This is a genomic window from Kitasatospora sp. SolWspMP-SS2h (assembly GCF_003259315.1).
GTDB classification, from domain to species: Bacteria; Actinomycetota; Actinomycetes; order Streptomycetales; family Streptomycetaceae; genus Kitasatospora; species Kitasatospora fiedleri.
Genome location: NZ_QLLT01000001.1, coordinates 132,700 through 145,807, shown reverse-complemented (window position 1 = coordinate 145,807; position 13,108 = coordinate 132,700). Strand labels below are relative to the sequence as shown.

Annotated in this window: 14 protein-coding genes; 9 read left to right on the top strand and 5 right to left on the bottom strand. The window is 76.6% G+C overall.

The genetic code is table 11. The features are described 5' to 3' along the window. Positions 1-27: 27 nt before the first annotated feature. Together K353_RS00595 and K353_RS00590 are read right to left on the bottom strand one after the other, a co-directional pair. On the bottom strand, positions 28-657 hold the full coding sequence (locus K353_RS00595) for a hypothetical protein (RefSeq protein WP_146616360.1): 630 nt from the start codon (positions 655-657) through the stop codon (positions 28-30). A gap of 162 nt (positions 658-819) precedes the next feature. After that, positions 820-1,698: an NAD(P)H-binding protein gene (locus K353_RS00590; protein WP_111551548.1), complete on the bottom strand. Its 879-nt coding sequence runs from the start codon at positions 1,696-1,698 to the stop codon at positions 820-822. Between the two features lie 194 nt (positions 1,699-1,892). Between K353_RS00590 and K353_RS00585 the strand changes: the two genes are divergently transcribed. The 6 genes from K353_RS00585 to K353_RS37075 all read left to right on the top strand — a co-directional run bounded on the left by K353_RS00585 (position 1,893) and on the right by K353_RS37075 (position 8,195). Continuing rightward, positions 1,893-2,447: a TetR/AcrR family transcriptional regulator gene (locus K353_RS00585; RefSeq protein WP_111551547.1), complete on the top strand. Its 555-nt coding sequence runs from the start codon at positions 1,893-1,895 to the stop codon at positions 2,445-2,447. A gap of 244 nt (positions 2,448-2,691) precedes the next feature. Further along, on the top strand, positions 2,692-3,852 hold the full coding sequence (locus K353_RS00580; protein ID WP_111551546.1) for an acyltransferase domain-containing protein: 1,161 nt from the start codon (positions 2,692-2,694) through the stop codon (positions 3,850-3,852). Positions 3,853-3,854: 2 nt separating this feature from the next. Further along, complete coding sequence (locus K353_RS00575; RefSeq protein ID WP_111551545.1) at positions 3,855-5,726, top strand: hypothetical protein; 1,872 nt, start codon at positions 3,855-3,857, stop codon at positions 5,724-5,726. Then, positions 5,723-6,838: a 3-oxoacyl-ACP synthase III family protein gene (locus tag K353_RS00570; protein WP_233533270.1), complete on the top strand. Its 1,116-nt coding sequence runs from the start codon at positions 5,723-5,725 to the stop codon at positions 6,836-6,838. Before K353_RS00575 ends, K353_RS00570 begins: the two co-directional genes overlap by 4 nt. Further along, complete coding sequence (locus K353_RS00565; protein WP_111551544.1) at positions 6,835-7,698, top strand: SDR family NAD(P)-dependent oxidoreductase; 864 nt, start codon at positions 6,835-6,837, stop codon at positions 7,696-7,698. Before K353_RS00570 ends, K353_RS00565 begins: the two co-directional genes overlap by 4 nt. Continuing rightward, positions 7,695-8,195: a hypothetical protein gene (locus tag K353_RS37075; protein ID WP_370447532.1), complete on the top strand. Its 501-nt coding sequence runs from the start codon at positions 7,695-7,697 to the stop codon at positions 8,193-8,195. Before K353_RS00565 ends, K353_RS37075 begins: the two co-directional genes overlap by 4 nt. Positions 8,196-8,214: 19 nt before the next feature. Here the strand turns inward: K353_RS37075 and soxR are convergent, their stop codons facing one another. Then, positions 8,215-8,679, bottom strand: coding sequence for a redox-sensitive transcriptional activator SoxR (soxR, locus tag K353_RS00555; RefSeq protein WP_111551543.1), 465 nt, complete (start codon positions 8,677-8,679; stop codon positions 8,215-8,217). Between the two features lie 119 nt (positions 8,680-8,798). On the opposite strand from soxR, the gene fdxA reads away from it, so the two are divergent. Beyond that, the gene (gene fdxA / locus K353_RS00550) at positions 8,799-9,122 is read left to right on the top strand and encodes a ferredoxin (protein WP_111551542.1); all 324 of its coding nucleotides are present in this window, start codon (positions 8,799-8,801) and stop codon (positions 9,120-9,122) included. Positions 9,123-9,171: 49 nt separating this feature from the next. On the opposite strand, the gene K353_RS00545 is transcribed toward fdxA, so the two are convergent. Then, positions 9,172-9,957, bottom strand: coding sequence for a methyltransferase domain-containing protein (locus K353_RS00545; protein ID WP_111551541.1), 786 nt, complete (start codon positions 9,955-9,957; stop codon positions 9,172-9,174). Positions 9,958-10,102: 145 nt separating this feature from the next. Here K353_RS00545 and K353_RS00540 point away from each other — a divergent pair, with 145 nt between their 5' ends. Beyond that, positions 10,103-10,777 (top strand): heme oxygenase (biliverdin-producing), encoded by a 675-nt coding sequence (locus K353_RS00540; protein WP_111551540.1) that lies wholly within the window; start codon positions 10,103-10,105, stop codon positions 10,775-10,777. A 214-nt stretch (positions 10,778-10,991) separates the two neighbouring features. Further along, complete coding sequence (locus K353_RS00535; protein WP_146616359.1) at positions 10,992-11,291, top strand: hypothetical protein; 300 nt, start codon at positions 10,992-10,994, stop codon at positions 11,289-11,291. A gap of 82 nt (positions 11,292-11,373) precedes the next feature. On the opposite strand, the gene K353_RS36440 is transcribed toward K353_RS00535, so the two are convergent. Next, complete coding sequence (locus tag K353_RS36440; protein WP_111551538.1) at positions 11,374-12,993, bottom strand: HtaA domain-containing protein; 1,620 nt, start codon at positions 12,991-12,993, stop codon at positions 11,374-11,376. Positions 12,994-13,108: the final 115 nt, after the last annotated feature.

The window sequence follows — 13,108 nt, the reverse complement described above, 5'->3', positions numbered from 1 at the left end:
GCCGGAGGCGGCGCGGCGAGGGGAGGCTCAGTGGCCGCCCTTCGGGAGTTCGCAGCCGCCCTCCAGGTACGGGCCGTGCACCTCGATGTGCGGCGGGTCGGACAGCACGCCCGTCAGGCAGGGGCCGAGCTGCGGGACGGAGAAGGTGAAGTGCACGCCGTCGCCGCCCTGGTCGACGGTGGCGTCCGGGTAGCCGAGGCGGGCGAGCAGGGCCTTGGCCTGCGCGGGGCCGGCCGGGGGCTGCGCGGCGGCCTCGGCGGCGATGCGGGCGGCGTGCGCCTCGCCGCGGCACTGGGCGGCGGGGTCCAGCGTGGCCGTCCGCAGGTAAGCGTGGTTCTCGGCGTACTTGGGGTTCTCGGGCTGGGGGCCGGACGACGGGGTGTCCACCGGTGACGGCTGCGTAGTGGGCTTCCCCGCACAGGCCCTCGCGACGCTCGGGAACGCCCGGTCGTGGTCGGCCACCGCCTGTGCGTACTGCTGCTCGTACCCCTGCCGGGCCGCCTGCGCGGCGTCCGGCGAACCGGCGGCGGCGCCTGCGGCAGAGCCGGAACCCGCGGGGGAGCCGGGGGAGTCGGAGCTGCGGGTGGAGCCGCAGCCGGCGAGCAGGGTGCCCGCGGCGAGCACGGTGGCGGCCACGGCCAGGGCGGGACGTTTCACGGTGGGGCGCTCCGGTCGGCAGGGACGGGCCCCTGCGGCCCGTCGCGCCGATCATCATTCCGTATGCGGTGAACCGGCGGCCTGAGTACCTGTACTCAGGCCCGGGACGCGCGAGCGGGCGGCAAGGGCGTTCCGGTCCACGTCAGTTCGAGGCCGCCGTGGTCAAGGCAGTCGGAGGGCCGCGCGGAAGGCCGGCAGGTGGTCGGCGAGGAAGGCGTCCACCGTGCGGGCGGGGCGACCGAGCAGGTCGGGGACGGCGGTGGTCACTCCGGCCAGCGAGCCCGCGGCGACCTGGCGCAGCAGCTCGGCCAGGCCCGCGGTGAAGCCGGCCGGGAGGCCCTGGGCGGCCAGTGCGGCGGAGACCTCGTCCGGGGCGAGGGGCGCGAGGCCGACCGTCCGGCCCAGGGCGTGCGAGATCCGGGCGGCCAGCTCCCGGTCGGTGACGGCCTCCGGCCCGGTCAGGACGAAGGACTCGCCGGGGCGCGGCGGCCCCGTCAGCAGGACCTCCGCGCACTCGGCGATGTCCCGGCAGTCGATGTGCGAGACGGGCGCGCCGCCGTAGCGGCCGACCAGGCGCCCGTCGGGGGTGAACGTGCCCGGGGCCAGCAGGTTCTGCAGGAAGCCGGAGGGTTGCAGGAGCGTCCAGGCGGCCGGGCCGGACTCGGCGAGGCGGCGGTCGAGCACGCCGTGCACGCCCTCGGAGAGCGGGCGGCCGGGCGCGGCGTGCCACACCGAGACCTTCACCACCCGTTCGACGCCCGCCGCCGCGGCCGCGTCGATGACGGAGCCGAGCTGACGGACCATCGGCTGCTCCCCGTCCACCGGCGCCGCGCCGGGCCCGTTCAGGAACAGCCGGTCGACGCCATCGAACGCGGCGGTGAGCGAGCCCGGATCGGCGAAGTCGCCCACGGCGTACGCGCAGCCCAGGGCGCGGCCCTTGGCCTCGTCCCGGACCAGGGCGCGGAACTCGGCGCCCCGGTCGGCGAGTCGGCGGACCAGGTGGCGGCCGATCGCGCCGGTGGCTCCGGTCAGCAGGATCACGGCGGGTTCTCCCCTGTCTGGTGTTCCGTGGCGCGGCGGACGGCGCGCCGATAAGCTGAGGCATCCTCGGTTTCGAGGTGAGTCGAGGATGCCTCGACTTGACGGCCGACCGCAAGGGTCGACGGGTGGGGACCGGCCGCGAGGGCCGAGCGCGAGGACCGGCAGCAAGGGCCCCGCCCGGAAAGGGAGATGACGTGACCGAGACCGTCCGCCGCCGTCCGCGCGCCGACGCGCGGCGCAACCGTGAGCGGCTGCTCGCCGAGGCCGACGCCGTCTTCCGGGAGGAGGGCACCGGCGCCTCGCTGGAGCGGGTGGCCCGCCGCACCGGGGTGGCCATCGGCACGCTCTACGGCCACTTCCCGACCCGCGCCGCGCTGATCGCCGCCCTGCTGGACGCGCGCAACCAGGAGCTGTTCGCCCACGGGGACGGACTCGCCGAGCACCCCGACCCGGCCCTGGCGCTGGCCGACTGGATCCGCGCGGTGGTCCGGCACGCCGCCGCCTACCAGGGCCTGGCCGCCGCGCTGGCCGCCCGGTCCGACGAACTCCAGGACTCCTGCCACCGGTTGACGGCCATCGGCGACCGCCTGGTCGACCGGGCCCGCCGGGCGGGCGCCCTGCGCGGCGACACCACGGGCGTGGACGTGTTCACCCTGATGAACGCCGCCGCCTGGGCCCGCGAACACGACACCGAGGCCCAGGCGGACCGGCTGCTCGACCTCGCGCTGGCGGGAATGATCGCGCGGTGACGTCGGGGCGGGGGTGCCGGTGCGCCGGTGCGGGGCGGGGGCGTGGCCGGTGAGTTCGCGCGGGTGTTCAACGGCGGCGGAACTTTCAACGCATCCACCGGTCATATGACTGGATGGTGGGCGTACTGATTGGGCACTGTGGTGGCGGGCCGGACGCCGGCCGCGCCGAGGGGAGCCGGCGCGGGGCCGGGCGCGGTGCGGCCCGTGCCGGATCGGCCCTCTCGCTGCTGCGGAGTGTGCAGTCATGCCCGTGTCGGTTCACATGTTCCCAGGTCAGGGGGACTTCCCCGTGCAGGCGCTGTACCGGGCCGCCGCCCGGGACGGTGCCCTGCGCCGCGCGCTGCGGGCCGTCTACGAGGAGATCGACGCCAGCGTCGCGGATGCCGCCGCCACCATCGATGACGCCACCGTCGATGACGCCGCCCCCGTTTCCGGCACCCCCGTTTCCGGCACCCCCGCTTCCGACACCTCCGCACCCGCCCCCGGCCCCCCGCCGGCCGCCCTGCTGCTCGGCGAACACCCGCCCGGCGGGAGGGAGTTGGCGGAGGGCTCGGTCGGCCTCCAGCAACTGGCCCACTACGGTGCGGCGGTGGCCTGGCAGCGGGTGCTGGCCGAGCGGTACGGGCCGCCCGACGCGCTGCTGGCCGTCAGCTTCGGGGAACTCGCCGCGCTGACCGCCGCCGGTGCCTGGACGGTCGGGACCGGCGCGCGCGCCGCGTACGGCCTGGCCCGGGTGCTGGCCCGGACGCCCGGCGGGCTGACGCTGATCGGCTGCGGGGAGCGGCGGGCTGCCGCGCTGGCCGTCCGCGCCGGGGGCGGCCGGGTCACCGTCGGCTGCGTCAACAGCCCCGGGGAGTGCGTGCTCGGCGGGCCGGTCGACCGGCTGGCCGCCGTCGAACGGCTCGCCGCCGAGCAGGGCGTCACCGCCGTCCGGCTGCGCCTGCCCTTCACCTCGCACCACCCGGAACTCGACCGGCAGCGAAGGCAGTTCGAGGCGATCCTGCGCGGCGGCCCGGCGATCGGGGAGCCCGCCGTCCCGGTCTACTCGGCCGTCGCCGGACGCCGTTACACCCCCACCGACGACCTGGCCGCCCGCGCCGCCGACTGCCTGGTCCGCCCCGCCCACCTGCCCCGGGTCCTCGCCCTGCTCGCCGCCCACGGCCACACCGACTACCGCGAGGCCGGTCCGGGCCGCGCACTGAGCCGCAACGCCGCCGCCTGCCTGCGCGGCACCGGCGCCCGGGTGCACGCCCCACCACCCGGCCGGCCGCTCGCCCCACCGCTCGACGAGCCGCCCGATCGGCCGCTCGCTTCACCGTCCGGCCAGTCGCCCGCCCCACCGTCCGGCCAGCCGCCCGCCCCCTACCCGACCACCCGCCGACCCCCGCAGCGAGAAGGACCGTGACGATGGCCGAGGAGCCGACGAGGACCCTGGACGAACTGCTGCACGGTCGCCACCACCCCGGCTACCTGCCCCGCCTGCACCGCGCCCTGGCCCGGCACCCCTACCGGGTCGCCGAGTCCGCCGCCGAGCGCGAGCCCTACCTGTACCGCCGCCTGCGCGCCCTGCTGCGCGCCCTGCCCGCCGCCGCCGACCTGCACGCCGACGCCGACGCGCTGGCCGCCGCCCTGGCCTGGGCCGCCGTCGCCGACCCCCGGCTCGGCATGACGGTGGTCACCCAGAGCATCCTGGGCCAGGGCTCGTTGCTGCGGCTGGCCGGCGAGCCCGAGGACGTCCGGCCGGAGCTCGACGCCGTCGACGCCGGTGCCCTGCGGATCGGCTACCTGGTCACCGAGGCCGGCCGCGCCAGCAGCCACCTCGGTGCCGGGACGGTGGCCGAATTCGACCCGGGGCGGCGCGAGTTCGTGCTGCGCACCCCCACCGCGGCGGACCGGAAGTTCGGCGGCGTGGCCGGGCACCCCGGGCCGCGCGGGGCCGTGGTGATCGCCCGCGCGGTGGACGGGCGAGGCCGGGAGGGCGGGGTGTTCGCCTTCCTGGTGCGGCTGGCCGACCACGACGGTCCGCGCCCGGGCGTCACCCTCTCCCCGCCCGTCCCGGTCGGCGCGCTCCCGCTCGGCTACCACCGGATCGGGTTCGACGGCGTCCGCGTCCCGGAGGCGCACTGGCTGCGCGACGACGCCGAGCTCGACGAGCACGGCCGCCTGCGCGACCCGCGCACCCCCGAGGACCGGCTGCGCCGCACCCTCGCCGTCGGCCAGGACCTGTGGGGCGTCCTGCCCACCGCGCTGGCCGCCCTCGCCCGCCAGTCCGCGGTGCTCGCCGTCCGGCACTCCCGCCACCGCGAGACCCGCGCCGCCCTCGCCCCCGGCAGCCCCCTGCTCGCCCACCGCAGCCAGCAGCGCGCCCTGCTCGGCGCCCTCGCCGACGCCTTCGCGCTCAGCTGCGCCGCCGCCCGGGCCCGCGAACTGCTCGCCGCCGCCCGGGAGTCCGACACCGCCGACGCCGAGGCCGGGTTCGCGCCCTGGTCCGCCGTCAGCCGCCCGCTGTCCGCGTACAAGGCGCACTGCGCCGACGAGGCCGAACGGATCGTCGCCGAGTGCCAGCGCCGCTGCGGCCACGCCGGACTCGCCGACGACAACCGGCTGCCCGGCTACCACGGCTTCGCCCGCTCCTTCGACCCGGCCGGCGGCGACAGCCGACTGATCCGCTACGACCTCGGGCGCGCCCTGCTCGACGACCCGCCCGCCACCTCCACCGGCACCGGCACCTCCACCGGCACCGGCACCCTCCCGCCCGTCCCGGCCGACCTCGCCGACCCCGGCTGGTGGCCCGCCGTGCTGGCCCGCCACCAGCACACCCTCACCGGGTGGCTGCGCCGGGCCCGCACCGAGCACGCGCCCGGCTCCGCCACCCCCTTCGAGGTGTGGAACCCGCTGCTCGACCGGGCGGCCGAACTCGGCGCCACCTACGCCGCCCGGCTCGCCGCCGAGGACCTCCCGCGCGCCCTCGCCACCCTCCCCGGGGACGAGGCCACCACCGCCCTCGCCCACCTCGCCGCCCTGCGCGCCGCCGACCGGACGGCCGGCGCCCTGCTGCGCCACCGCACCCTCACCCCGGGCGACCTGGTCGGCCTGGAGAACGCCCTGGAGCGCGGCTACGACCGGCTGCTGCCGCACCTGGAGCGGATCGAACGCGCCTTCGCCTTCCCGGACGACCTGGTCCGGGCCCGCGACGGCGCTCCCGAGCCCCGGTCGGCCGCCACCGAACCCGCCGAGCGCGTTGCCGACCCCGCCGAGCGGAAGGAACCGGCGCCGTGAACGCGGTGGGCGTGTGGGGCACCGGGCGGTACGTGCCGGCCCGGGTGCGGAGCAACGCGGAGGTCGCGGCCGGGACGGGGGTGACGCCGGAGTGGATCGCGGAGCGCACCGGCGTGCGCCGCCGGCACGTCGCGGACGGGTCGCAGGCGGCCTCGGACCTGGCCGCGGAGGCGGTGCGCCGGGCGCTGGACTCGGCGGGCGTGCCGGCCCGGCAGCTCGGGTTGCTGGTCTGCGCGACCTCGACGCCGGACGAACTGGGCCCGGCGACGGCCTGCCGGGTGCAGGCCCTGGTCGGGGCGGTCGACGCCGTCGCGCTCGACGTCTCCGCGGCCTGCTCGGGCTGGCTGTTCGGCGCGAAGGTCGCGCACGACTGGCTGCGGGAGGCGGACGGGCCGATGCTCGCGGTGGTGGTCGGGGTGGAGGCGTACTCGAAGTTCCTCGACCCCGCGGACCGGGCCACCGCCGCGCTGTTCGCGGACGGGGCCGCCGCCACCGTGCTGGGTCCGGTCGAACCGCCGGGCGGGCTGGGCGGGTTCCGGCTGGGCTCGGACGGCAGGCTCGCGGACCGGGTGCTGATCCCGGCCGGCGGCAGCCGCCGCCCGGCGACCCGGCAGACCCTCGCGGAGGGCGCCCACCGCATCCGGATGGACGGGCGGGCGGTGAGCCGGTTCATCCGGGACGCCTTCCCGCGGATGCTCGGCGAGACGCTGGAGCGCCACGGCCTGACCACCGACGACATCGACCACGTGATCACCCACCAGCCCAACCCCGTCCTGGTGCGCTGGCTCGCCGCCGAGGCGGGCCTCGCCGACCGGATGACCGTGGTCGGCGACCTGGTCGGCAACATCGGCGCGGCCAGCGCCCCGTACGCACTGGCCACCGCGCACGCCGAGGGCCGACTGCAACCCGGCGACCTGATCCTGCTGACCGTCTTCGGCGCCGGCATGACCTGGGGCAGCGCCCTGCTGCGCTGGTCCGAGCCCCGCCCCGAGACCTGTCCCGACACTCGTCCCGGCACCCGCACCGGCCCTGGGGCCGACACCGGGACCGACACCGGGGTCGGCACCGGGACCGGCCCGCTCCGCACCGCACGGAAGGAGGAGCTGTCATGAGCAGCAGCACACTGCCGGGCGCGTTCCGGCTGGACGGAGCCCGCGCCCTGGTGACCGGGGCCTCCCGGGGCATCGGGCGGGCCTGCGCGCTGGCGCTGGCCGAGGCCGGGTGCGAGGCCGTGCTGACCGCCCGGTCGGCGGCGGCGCTGCACGCGGTCGCCGAGGAGGCCGAGGCGCTCGGCACCCGGGCCCGGGCGCTGCCCGCGGACCTGGGCGCGCCGGGCGCGCCGAGCGCCGTGGTGGCGGAGGCGGCCGCCGCGCTGGGCGGGATCGACGTGCTGGTGCACAACGCCGGGGTGCTGCCCACGGCGGCGGACGGCAGCCCCGTCCTGGTGCCGTTCCAGCACTCCGCGCAGGACGACTGGGAGCACGTGATCGCCGTCAACCTGAACGTCACGGCCGAGCTGTGCCGGGCCGCGCACCCGCACCTGGCGGCCTCCGGGCGGGCCTCGCTGATCCTGATGTCCTCGGCGGCCGGACTGATGGGCACCCCGATGCTGGAGGCGTACGCGGCCTCGAAGGCCGCCCAGATCTCGCTGGCCCGCAGCCTGGGCGTCGGCTGGGCGCGGGAGGGCATCCGGGTGAACGCGGTCTGTCCCGGCTGGGTGACCACCGACATGACGAGTTTCGCGTCCGACGCGGAGCCGGTCTCGCAGTGGCTGATGAGCCACGTCCCGCAGGGCCGCTGGGGCACCCCCGAGGACGTCGCCGCGGCGGTGCTGTTCCTGGCCTCGCCCGCCGCCGACCTGGTCACCGCGCAGACCCTGGTGCTGGACGGCGGGCTCAGCACCCCGGACGGCGGACTGGCGGGCGTCCCCAAGCCGCCGTCCCCGTTCCCGGCCCGAGGGGGCGCCGGATGACCCGCCGGGTGCCCCGCGCGGCCGTCGTCGGCCTCGGCTCCTGCCTGCCCGCCCGCAGCGTCGACAACGAGGAGGTGATCGCCGAGGGCGGCCTCGACAGCAGCGACGAGTGGATCCGCCGACGCACCGGCATCCACCGCCGCCGCCGCGCCGCGCCCGGTACCGCCACCGGCGACCTCGCCGTGTACGCCGCCGCCGCCGCGATCGAATCCGCCGCGATCCGCGACCTGTTCGCCCGCACCCCGCCCAGCGTCACCTCCGCCAAGGGCGCCCTCGGCCACACCATGGGCGCGGCCGGCGCGATCGAGGCCGCCCTCACCGTCTGCACCCTGCGCACCGGCACCGTCCCGCCCACCGCCAACCACGACGCCCCCGGCCCCGACACCGCCGGGATCGACCTGGTCACCGGCGCACCCCGCCGGCACGCGCCCCGGCTGGCCCTCAGTCACTCGATCGGCTTCGGCGGCCACAACACCGTGCTGGCGCTGCGCCGCTGACCGGCCGTCCGGTGCCCGGTCACAGGCGGCGCGGGCCCACCCCGCCCTCGGCCAGGCTGTCGCCCGGGTTCAGCAGCGCGCACGCCTTCATCGACAGGCAGCCGCAGCCGATGCAGCCGGTCAGTTCGGCCTCCAGCCGCTCGATGGTCTGCCGGCGCTCCTCCAGGCGGCGCTTCCAGCCGCGCGAGGCGCGCTGCCACTCCTGGTGGCTGGGCGGCCGGTCCAGCGGCACGTCGGCGAACACGGCCCGGACGTCCTCCAGCGGGACGCCGATCCGCTTCGCCACCGAGACCAGCGCGATCCGGCGCAGCATGTGCCGCGGGTAGTGCCGCCGCCCCCGCCCGTCGCGCTCGGAGGCGATCAGGCCCAGCTCCTCGTAGAACCGCAGCGCGGACACCGCCACCCCCGTCCGCGCGCTGACCTCGCCGATGGCCAGCCAGTCGCCCGCCGCGGGCCGCCCGCCACCGGACCGATGGGTCGTCATCCCCGCCTCCCCGCCTCCCCGCCTCCCCGCCTCCCCTGTTGACCTCAACCTTACTTGAGGACCTACGGTCGGCTGCGCCAGCGCGGCGAGCACCACCGACCGGAGAGGACCGCACCCCGATGACCTTTGTGATCGCCCTGCCCTGCGTCGACGTCAAGGACAGGGCCTGCGTGGACGACTGCCCCGTCGACTGCATCTACGAGGGGGAGCGGATGCTCTACGTCCACCCCGACGAGTGCATCGACTGCGGCGCCTGCGAACCGGTCTGCCCGGTCGAGGCGATCTTCTACGAGGACGACCTCCCGGAGGAGTGGCAGCCCTTCACCCCCGCCAACGCCGAGTTCTTCGACGACCTCGGCACCCCGGGCGGCAGCGCCAGGCTCGGCCTGATCCCCAAGGACCACCCCACGGTGGCCGCCCTCCCCGTCCAGCCCACTGCCTGACCGCCGCCCCCCGCCCCGGCGCGGGGCGGGGCGGGGCGGGGGGAGTCCGTCAGGGGGCGGACGGGGCGGGTCCGGCGGGCTTGCGGGCCTCGAACAGGGTGCGGGACATGGTGGAGACGAACACGCCCTCGCGCTCGATCAGCTCGTGCAGGGCGCGCAGGCGCTCGCGGTAGCGGTCGACCGAGAAGTCCGGCACCGTCCAGACCACCTTGCGCAGGAACCAGACCACCGCGCCGACGTCGAAGAACTCCAGGCGCAGCCGCTCGTTGCGGCACCGCACCACCTCCAGCCCGGCCGCCCGGGCCCTTTCGGCCTCCACCTCGTGCTCGCGGGCGGTGGGCACCGGGAACGGGCCGAGGAAGAACGCGCTCAGCTCGACGTTGGTGCGTCCGCCCACGTGCTGGGCGAAGTAGGTGCCGCCCGGGGCCAGCACCCGGGCGATCTCCGGGAAGTCCACCGCGGCCGGGTGGCGGCTGGTCACCAGGTCGAACGCGCCGTCCGCGAACGGCAGCGGCGCGTCGGCCGGGGAGGACACCAGCACGGCGCCCATCGGGTGCAGCCGCCGGGTGGCCAGCGCCGCGTTCGGCGCCCAGCCCTCGGTGGCCGCCATCGTGCGCGGGAAGTGCGGGAAGTCCGCCGCGCCCGCGAGCACCTCGCCGCCACCGGTCTGCAGGTCGAGCGCCGCGCGGGCGGCGGCCAGCCGCTCGCCCAGCAGCCGCTGGTAACCCCAGGACGGGCGCTGCTCGGTGGCCCGGCCGTCGAGCCAGGCGAAACCCCAGCCGTCGACGGGGGCGGCCCCGGCCTCGTCGACCAGGGCGTCGAATGATCGGTCCATGGCCGCCATCCAAGCACGTCAGGGCCGGTGGACCGGGGGATTTAACGCTCCGTAGAATCTTGCCGACGAGGTGTCGGCAACCGCTTGACTTAGGTGAGCCTCACCTAAATAATCGAGTGGATTCGATCTTTGGAGGCCCGTCCCGATGTCCAGCCCCGACCAGCAGCCCGCCGCCTTCTCCGCCCTGCTCCGCACCGCCAGCGCCGAGGAGCACCAGGCGGCCGAGCAGTCCTCCTTCATGAGCGACCTGCTCGGCGGGCGGCTCGGCGTCCAGGCCTACACCGACCTCACCGGCCAGCTCTGGTACGTCTACCGCGCCCTGGAGTCCCGCCTGGACACCCTGGCCGCCGACCCGCTGGCCGGCCCGCTGATCGACCGCGCCCTGCTGCGCACCGCCGCCATCGAACGCGACCTCGACCACCTGGCCGGCCCGGACTGGCGCAGCACGCTCGCCCCGCTGCCCGCCACCGAGGCGATCGCCGCCCGGATCGAGGAGCTCGCCGACAGCTGGCCGGCCGGCTACCTCGCCCACCACTACACCCGCTACCTCGGCGACCTGTCGGGCGGTCAGATCATCCGCGGCGTCGCCGAGCGCACCTGGGGCTTCGAGCGCAAGGGCGACGGCGTCCGGTTCTACGTCTTCGAGGAGATCGACAACCCGGCCGCGTTCAAACGCGACTACCGGGCCAAGCTGGACGCCGCGGGCGCGCTGATGGACGAGGTCGAGCAGCGCCGGGTCGCCGAGGAGTGCAAGCGCGCCTTCGTCCTCAACGGCGCGATATTCAGCGAGCTCGGCGGGCGGTACCCGCTGAGCGCCTGAGCGACTGAGCGCCTGAGCCCCTGGACATCTAGACACCTGGACACCTGAGCGGCTGGACACCCGGGCGCCCGAGCGAGTGGGGCGCCGCGAGGCCCGGTGCGGGAACCGTTCCCGCACCGGGCCTCGTCGTCGTCCGCACCGGCGGGTCGGGACGGGGGCGCACCGGGTCGGGGCGGGTGACGGGGCGGCCGTGCGCTCGGGCATCATCGTCCGCATGAGCGACACGCACAACGACCAGTTGGACACCCGCTGGCAGGGCTTCCTCGGCCTGCCCTTCCCGCAGAGCTGCTACCTGCGTTCGCCCGTCGGCGAGGACCTGGTGCTGCTGGACAGCCACCTCGCGGGCTGCGTGTCCGCCGCGTTGACCGGCCCGCTCGACCAACGCCGCAGAGCGGCCCTGCGCACCGGCATAGCGACCGTCGACCGCATCCTGCCCGAACTGGCCGACGACCCCGGGGCCGCCGACTACTTCACCCGCCTGCGCGAGCTGGCCGTCCTGGCCGCCGCCCGGTAGATCCCGTCCGCCGGGAGTCGGCGAGGACGCGGTCGGGCCCGCGCGGAAGTGTCCGCGCGGGCCCGGAGCGGGGTCAGCGGCCTTACTCGGCCGCGGTGGTGCCGGCGGTGGCGGTGCCGGAGGAGCGGCGGCGGGCCAGGACGGTGGTCGCCCCGCCCACCAGCAGCAGCCCGGCCGCGGTGGCCAGCATCGGCACGGTGCCGGTGCCGCCGCCGGTGAAGGCCAGTTCACCGCCGGTGCCGCCGGAGGTGGTGAGGGTGGCCCCACCGGTCCCGCCGGTGCCGGTGCCCGTGCCGGTGCCGGTTCCCGTGCCCGTTCCGGTGCCGGTGGTCGGGGTGCCGGACGGCAGGGGGGCGTTCCGGTCGAAGGAGAGGACCGCCGTCACCGGGGCCAGCTCCTTGCCCTCCTTGTACTGGCCGAACACCGGCACGCCCTCCGCCGTCAGCGTCGCCGGGACCTGGCGCAGCGTCACCACGCCGTCGACCGGGGTGAGGTCGGCCTCGGCGAGGTCCAGCTTGGCGATCTTCGCCCCGGTCAGCCGGACCGGCGCCCCGCCGGAGAGCGAGTTGGCGGTCACGTCGGCCACCAGGTACGCGCCGGAGGCGTCCACCCGCAGGCCCAGGTGGGAGAGGGCGGTGTCCAACTGGTAGTGCCCGTCGGCCGCCTGGTGCCCGAGGAAGCGCACCGACCCGGCGAAGCCCGCCGACAGCGCGTGGGTGTCCGTCCGGTAGCTGCCGCTGCCCGGACCGAAGCGGAACTCGGCCGCGCCGCCGCCGAACTCCACCTTGCCGTTGGCGATCGGACCCGTCACGTAGGCCAGGAAGTCGGGCTGCACGTTCCACTCCAGCCGGCCGTCGACGATCGCCAGCTCGTTGCCCGCCGGGGTGGACGCGGACGCGGAGGGCGAGGGGGAGGCGGACGGCGCGGCGGAGGTGGAGGCGGAGGCGGAAGGGGAGGGGGAGGAGGACGGCGCGGTGGAGGTGGACGCAGACGCGGACGCCGAAGGGGAGGGGGAGGAGGACGGCGCGGACGAGGCCGAAGCGGAGGCCGAGGCGGACGCGGAGGGGGACGGGGCGGGCGTCTGCTTGAGGACGATCGACAGCGGGTCCAGCGCGGTGCCCTCGGGGTAGAACCCGGCGAACGCCTTCGCGCCGTCGGCGGTCAGGGTGGCGGCGGTGGCCCCGCCGTTGGTGGTGTCGCGGGCGACGGTGAAGGTGGCCAGCGCGACGTCCTGGCGCAGCGTCGGGGCGGCGGCGCCGATGCTCTCCTTCGAGGCGGTGTCCGCGGTGAGGGTGCCGGTGGTGCCCTCGGTGACGATCCGCAGGTCGCTGATCGCGATGTCCAGCGCGCCGCCGTGGGCGAGGAAGCGCACCCCGCCGTCGAAGGCCGCGTTCAGCCGGTGCGTCGTCAGGTCGTAGCCCGCGGAGGCCAGGTTGAAGTGGTAGGAGCCGTCCGCGTTGGTGGTGGCACCGCCGCTCAGGGTGACGCTCCCGCCGCCGGCCGGGCCGGTCACGTAGGTGCGGAAGCTCGCCTTGACGCCCCAGTCCAGCGAACCGGTGTCGTAGTTGACGGTGGTGGGGGCGCCGGCGCCGAAGGCGAGCGAGGGCAGGCCGAAGGCGGTCAGGCCGAGACCCGCGGTCGCGGCGGCCAGCGCGGCCAGCCGGGTGCGGTTGCGGTGGCGGACGGCAGGGGTGTGGGACATGGATCGGACTCCGGAATCGGTGGGGTGGGGCGGGAGGAGGGGCCGGGGGAGCGGCCGGGGACCTGCCGGGGGGCGTTCGGGAACGAGGGCGTTCGGGAACCGGGGTGTTCGGGAA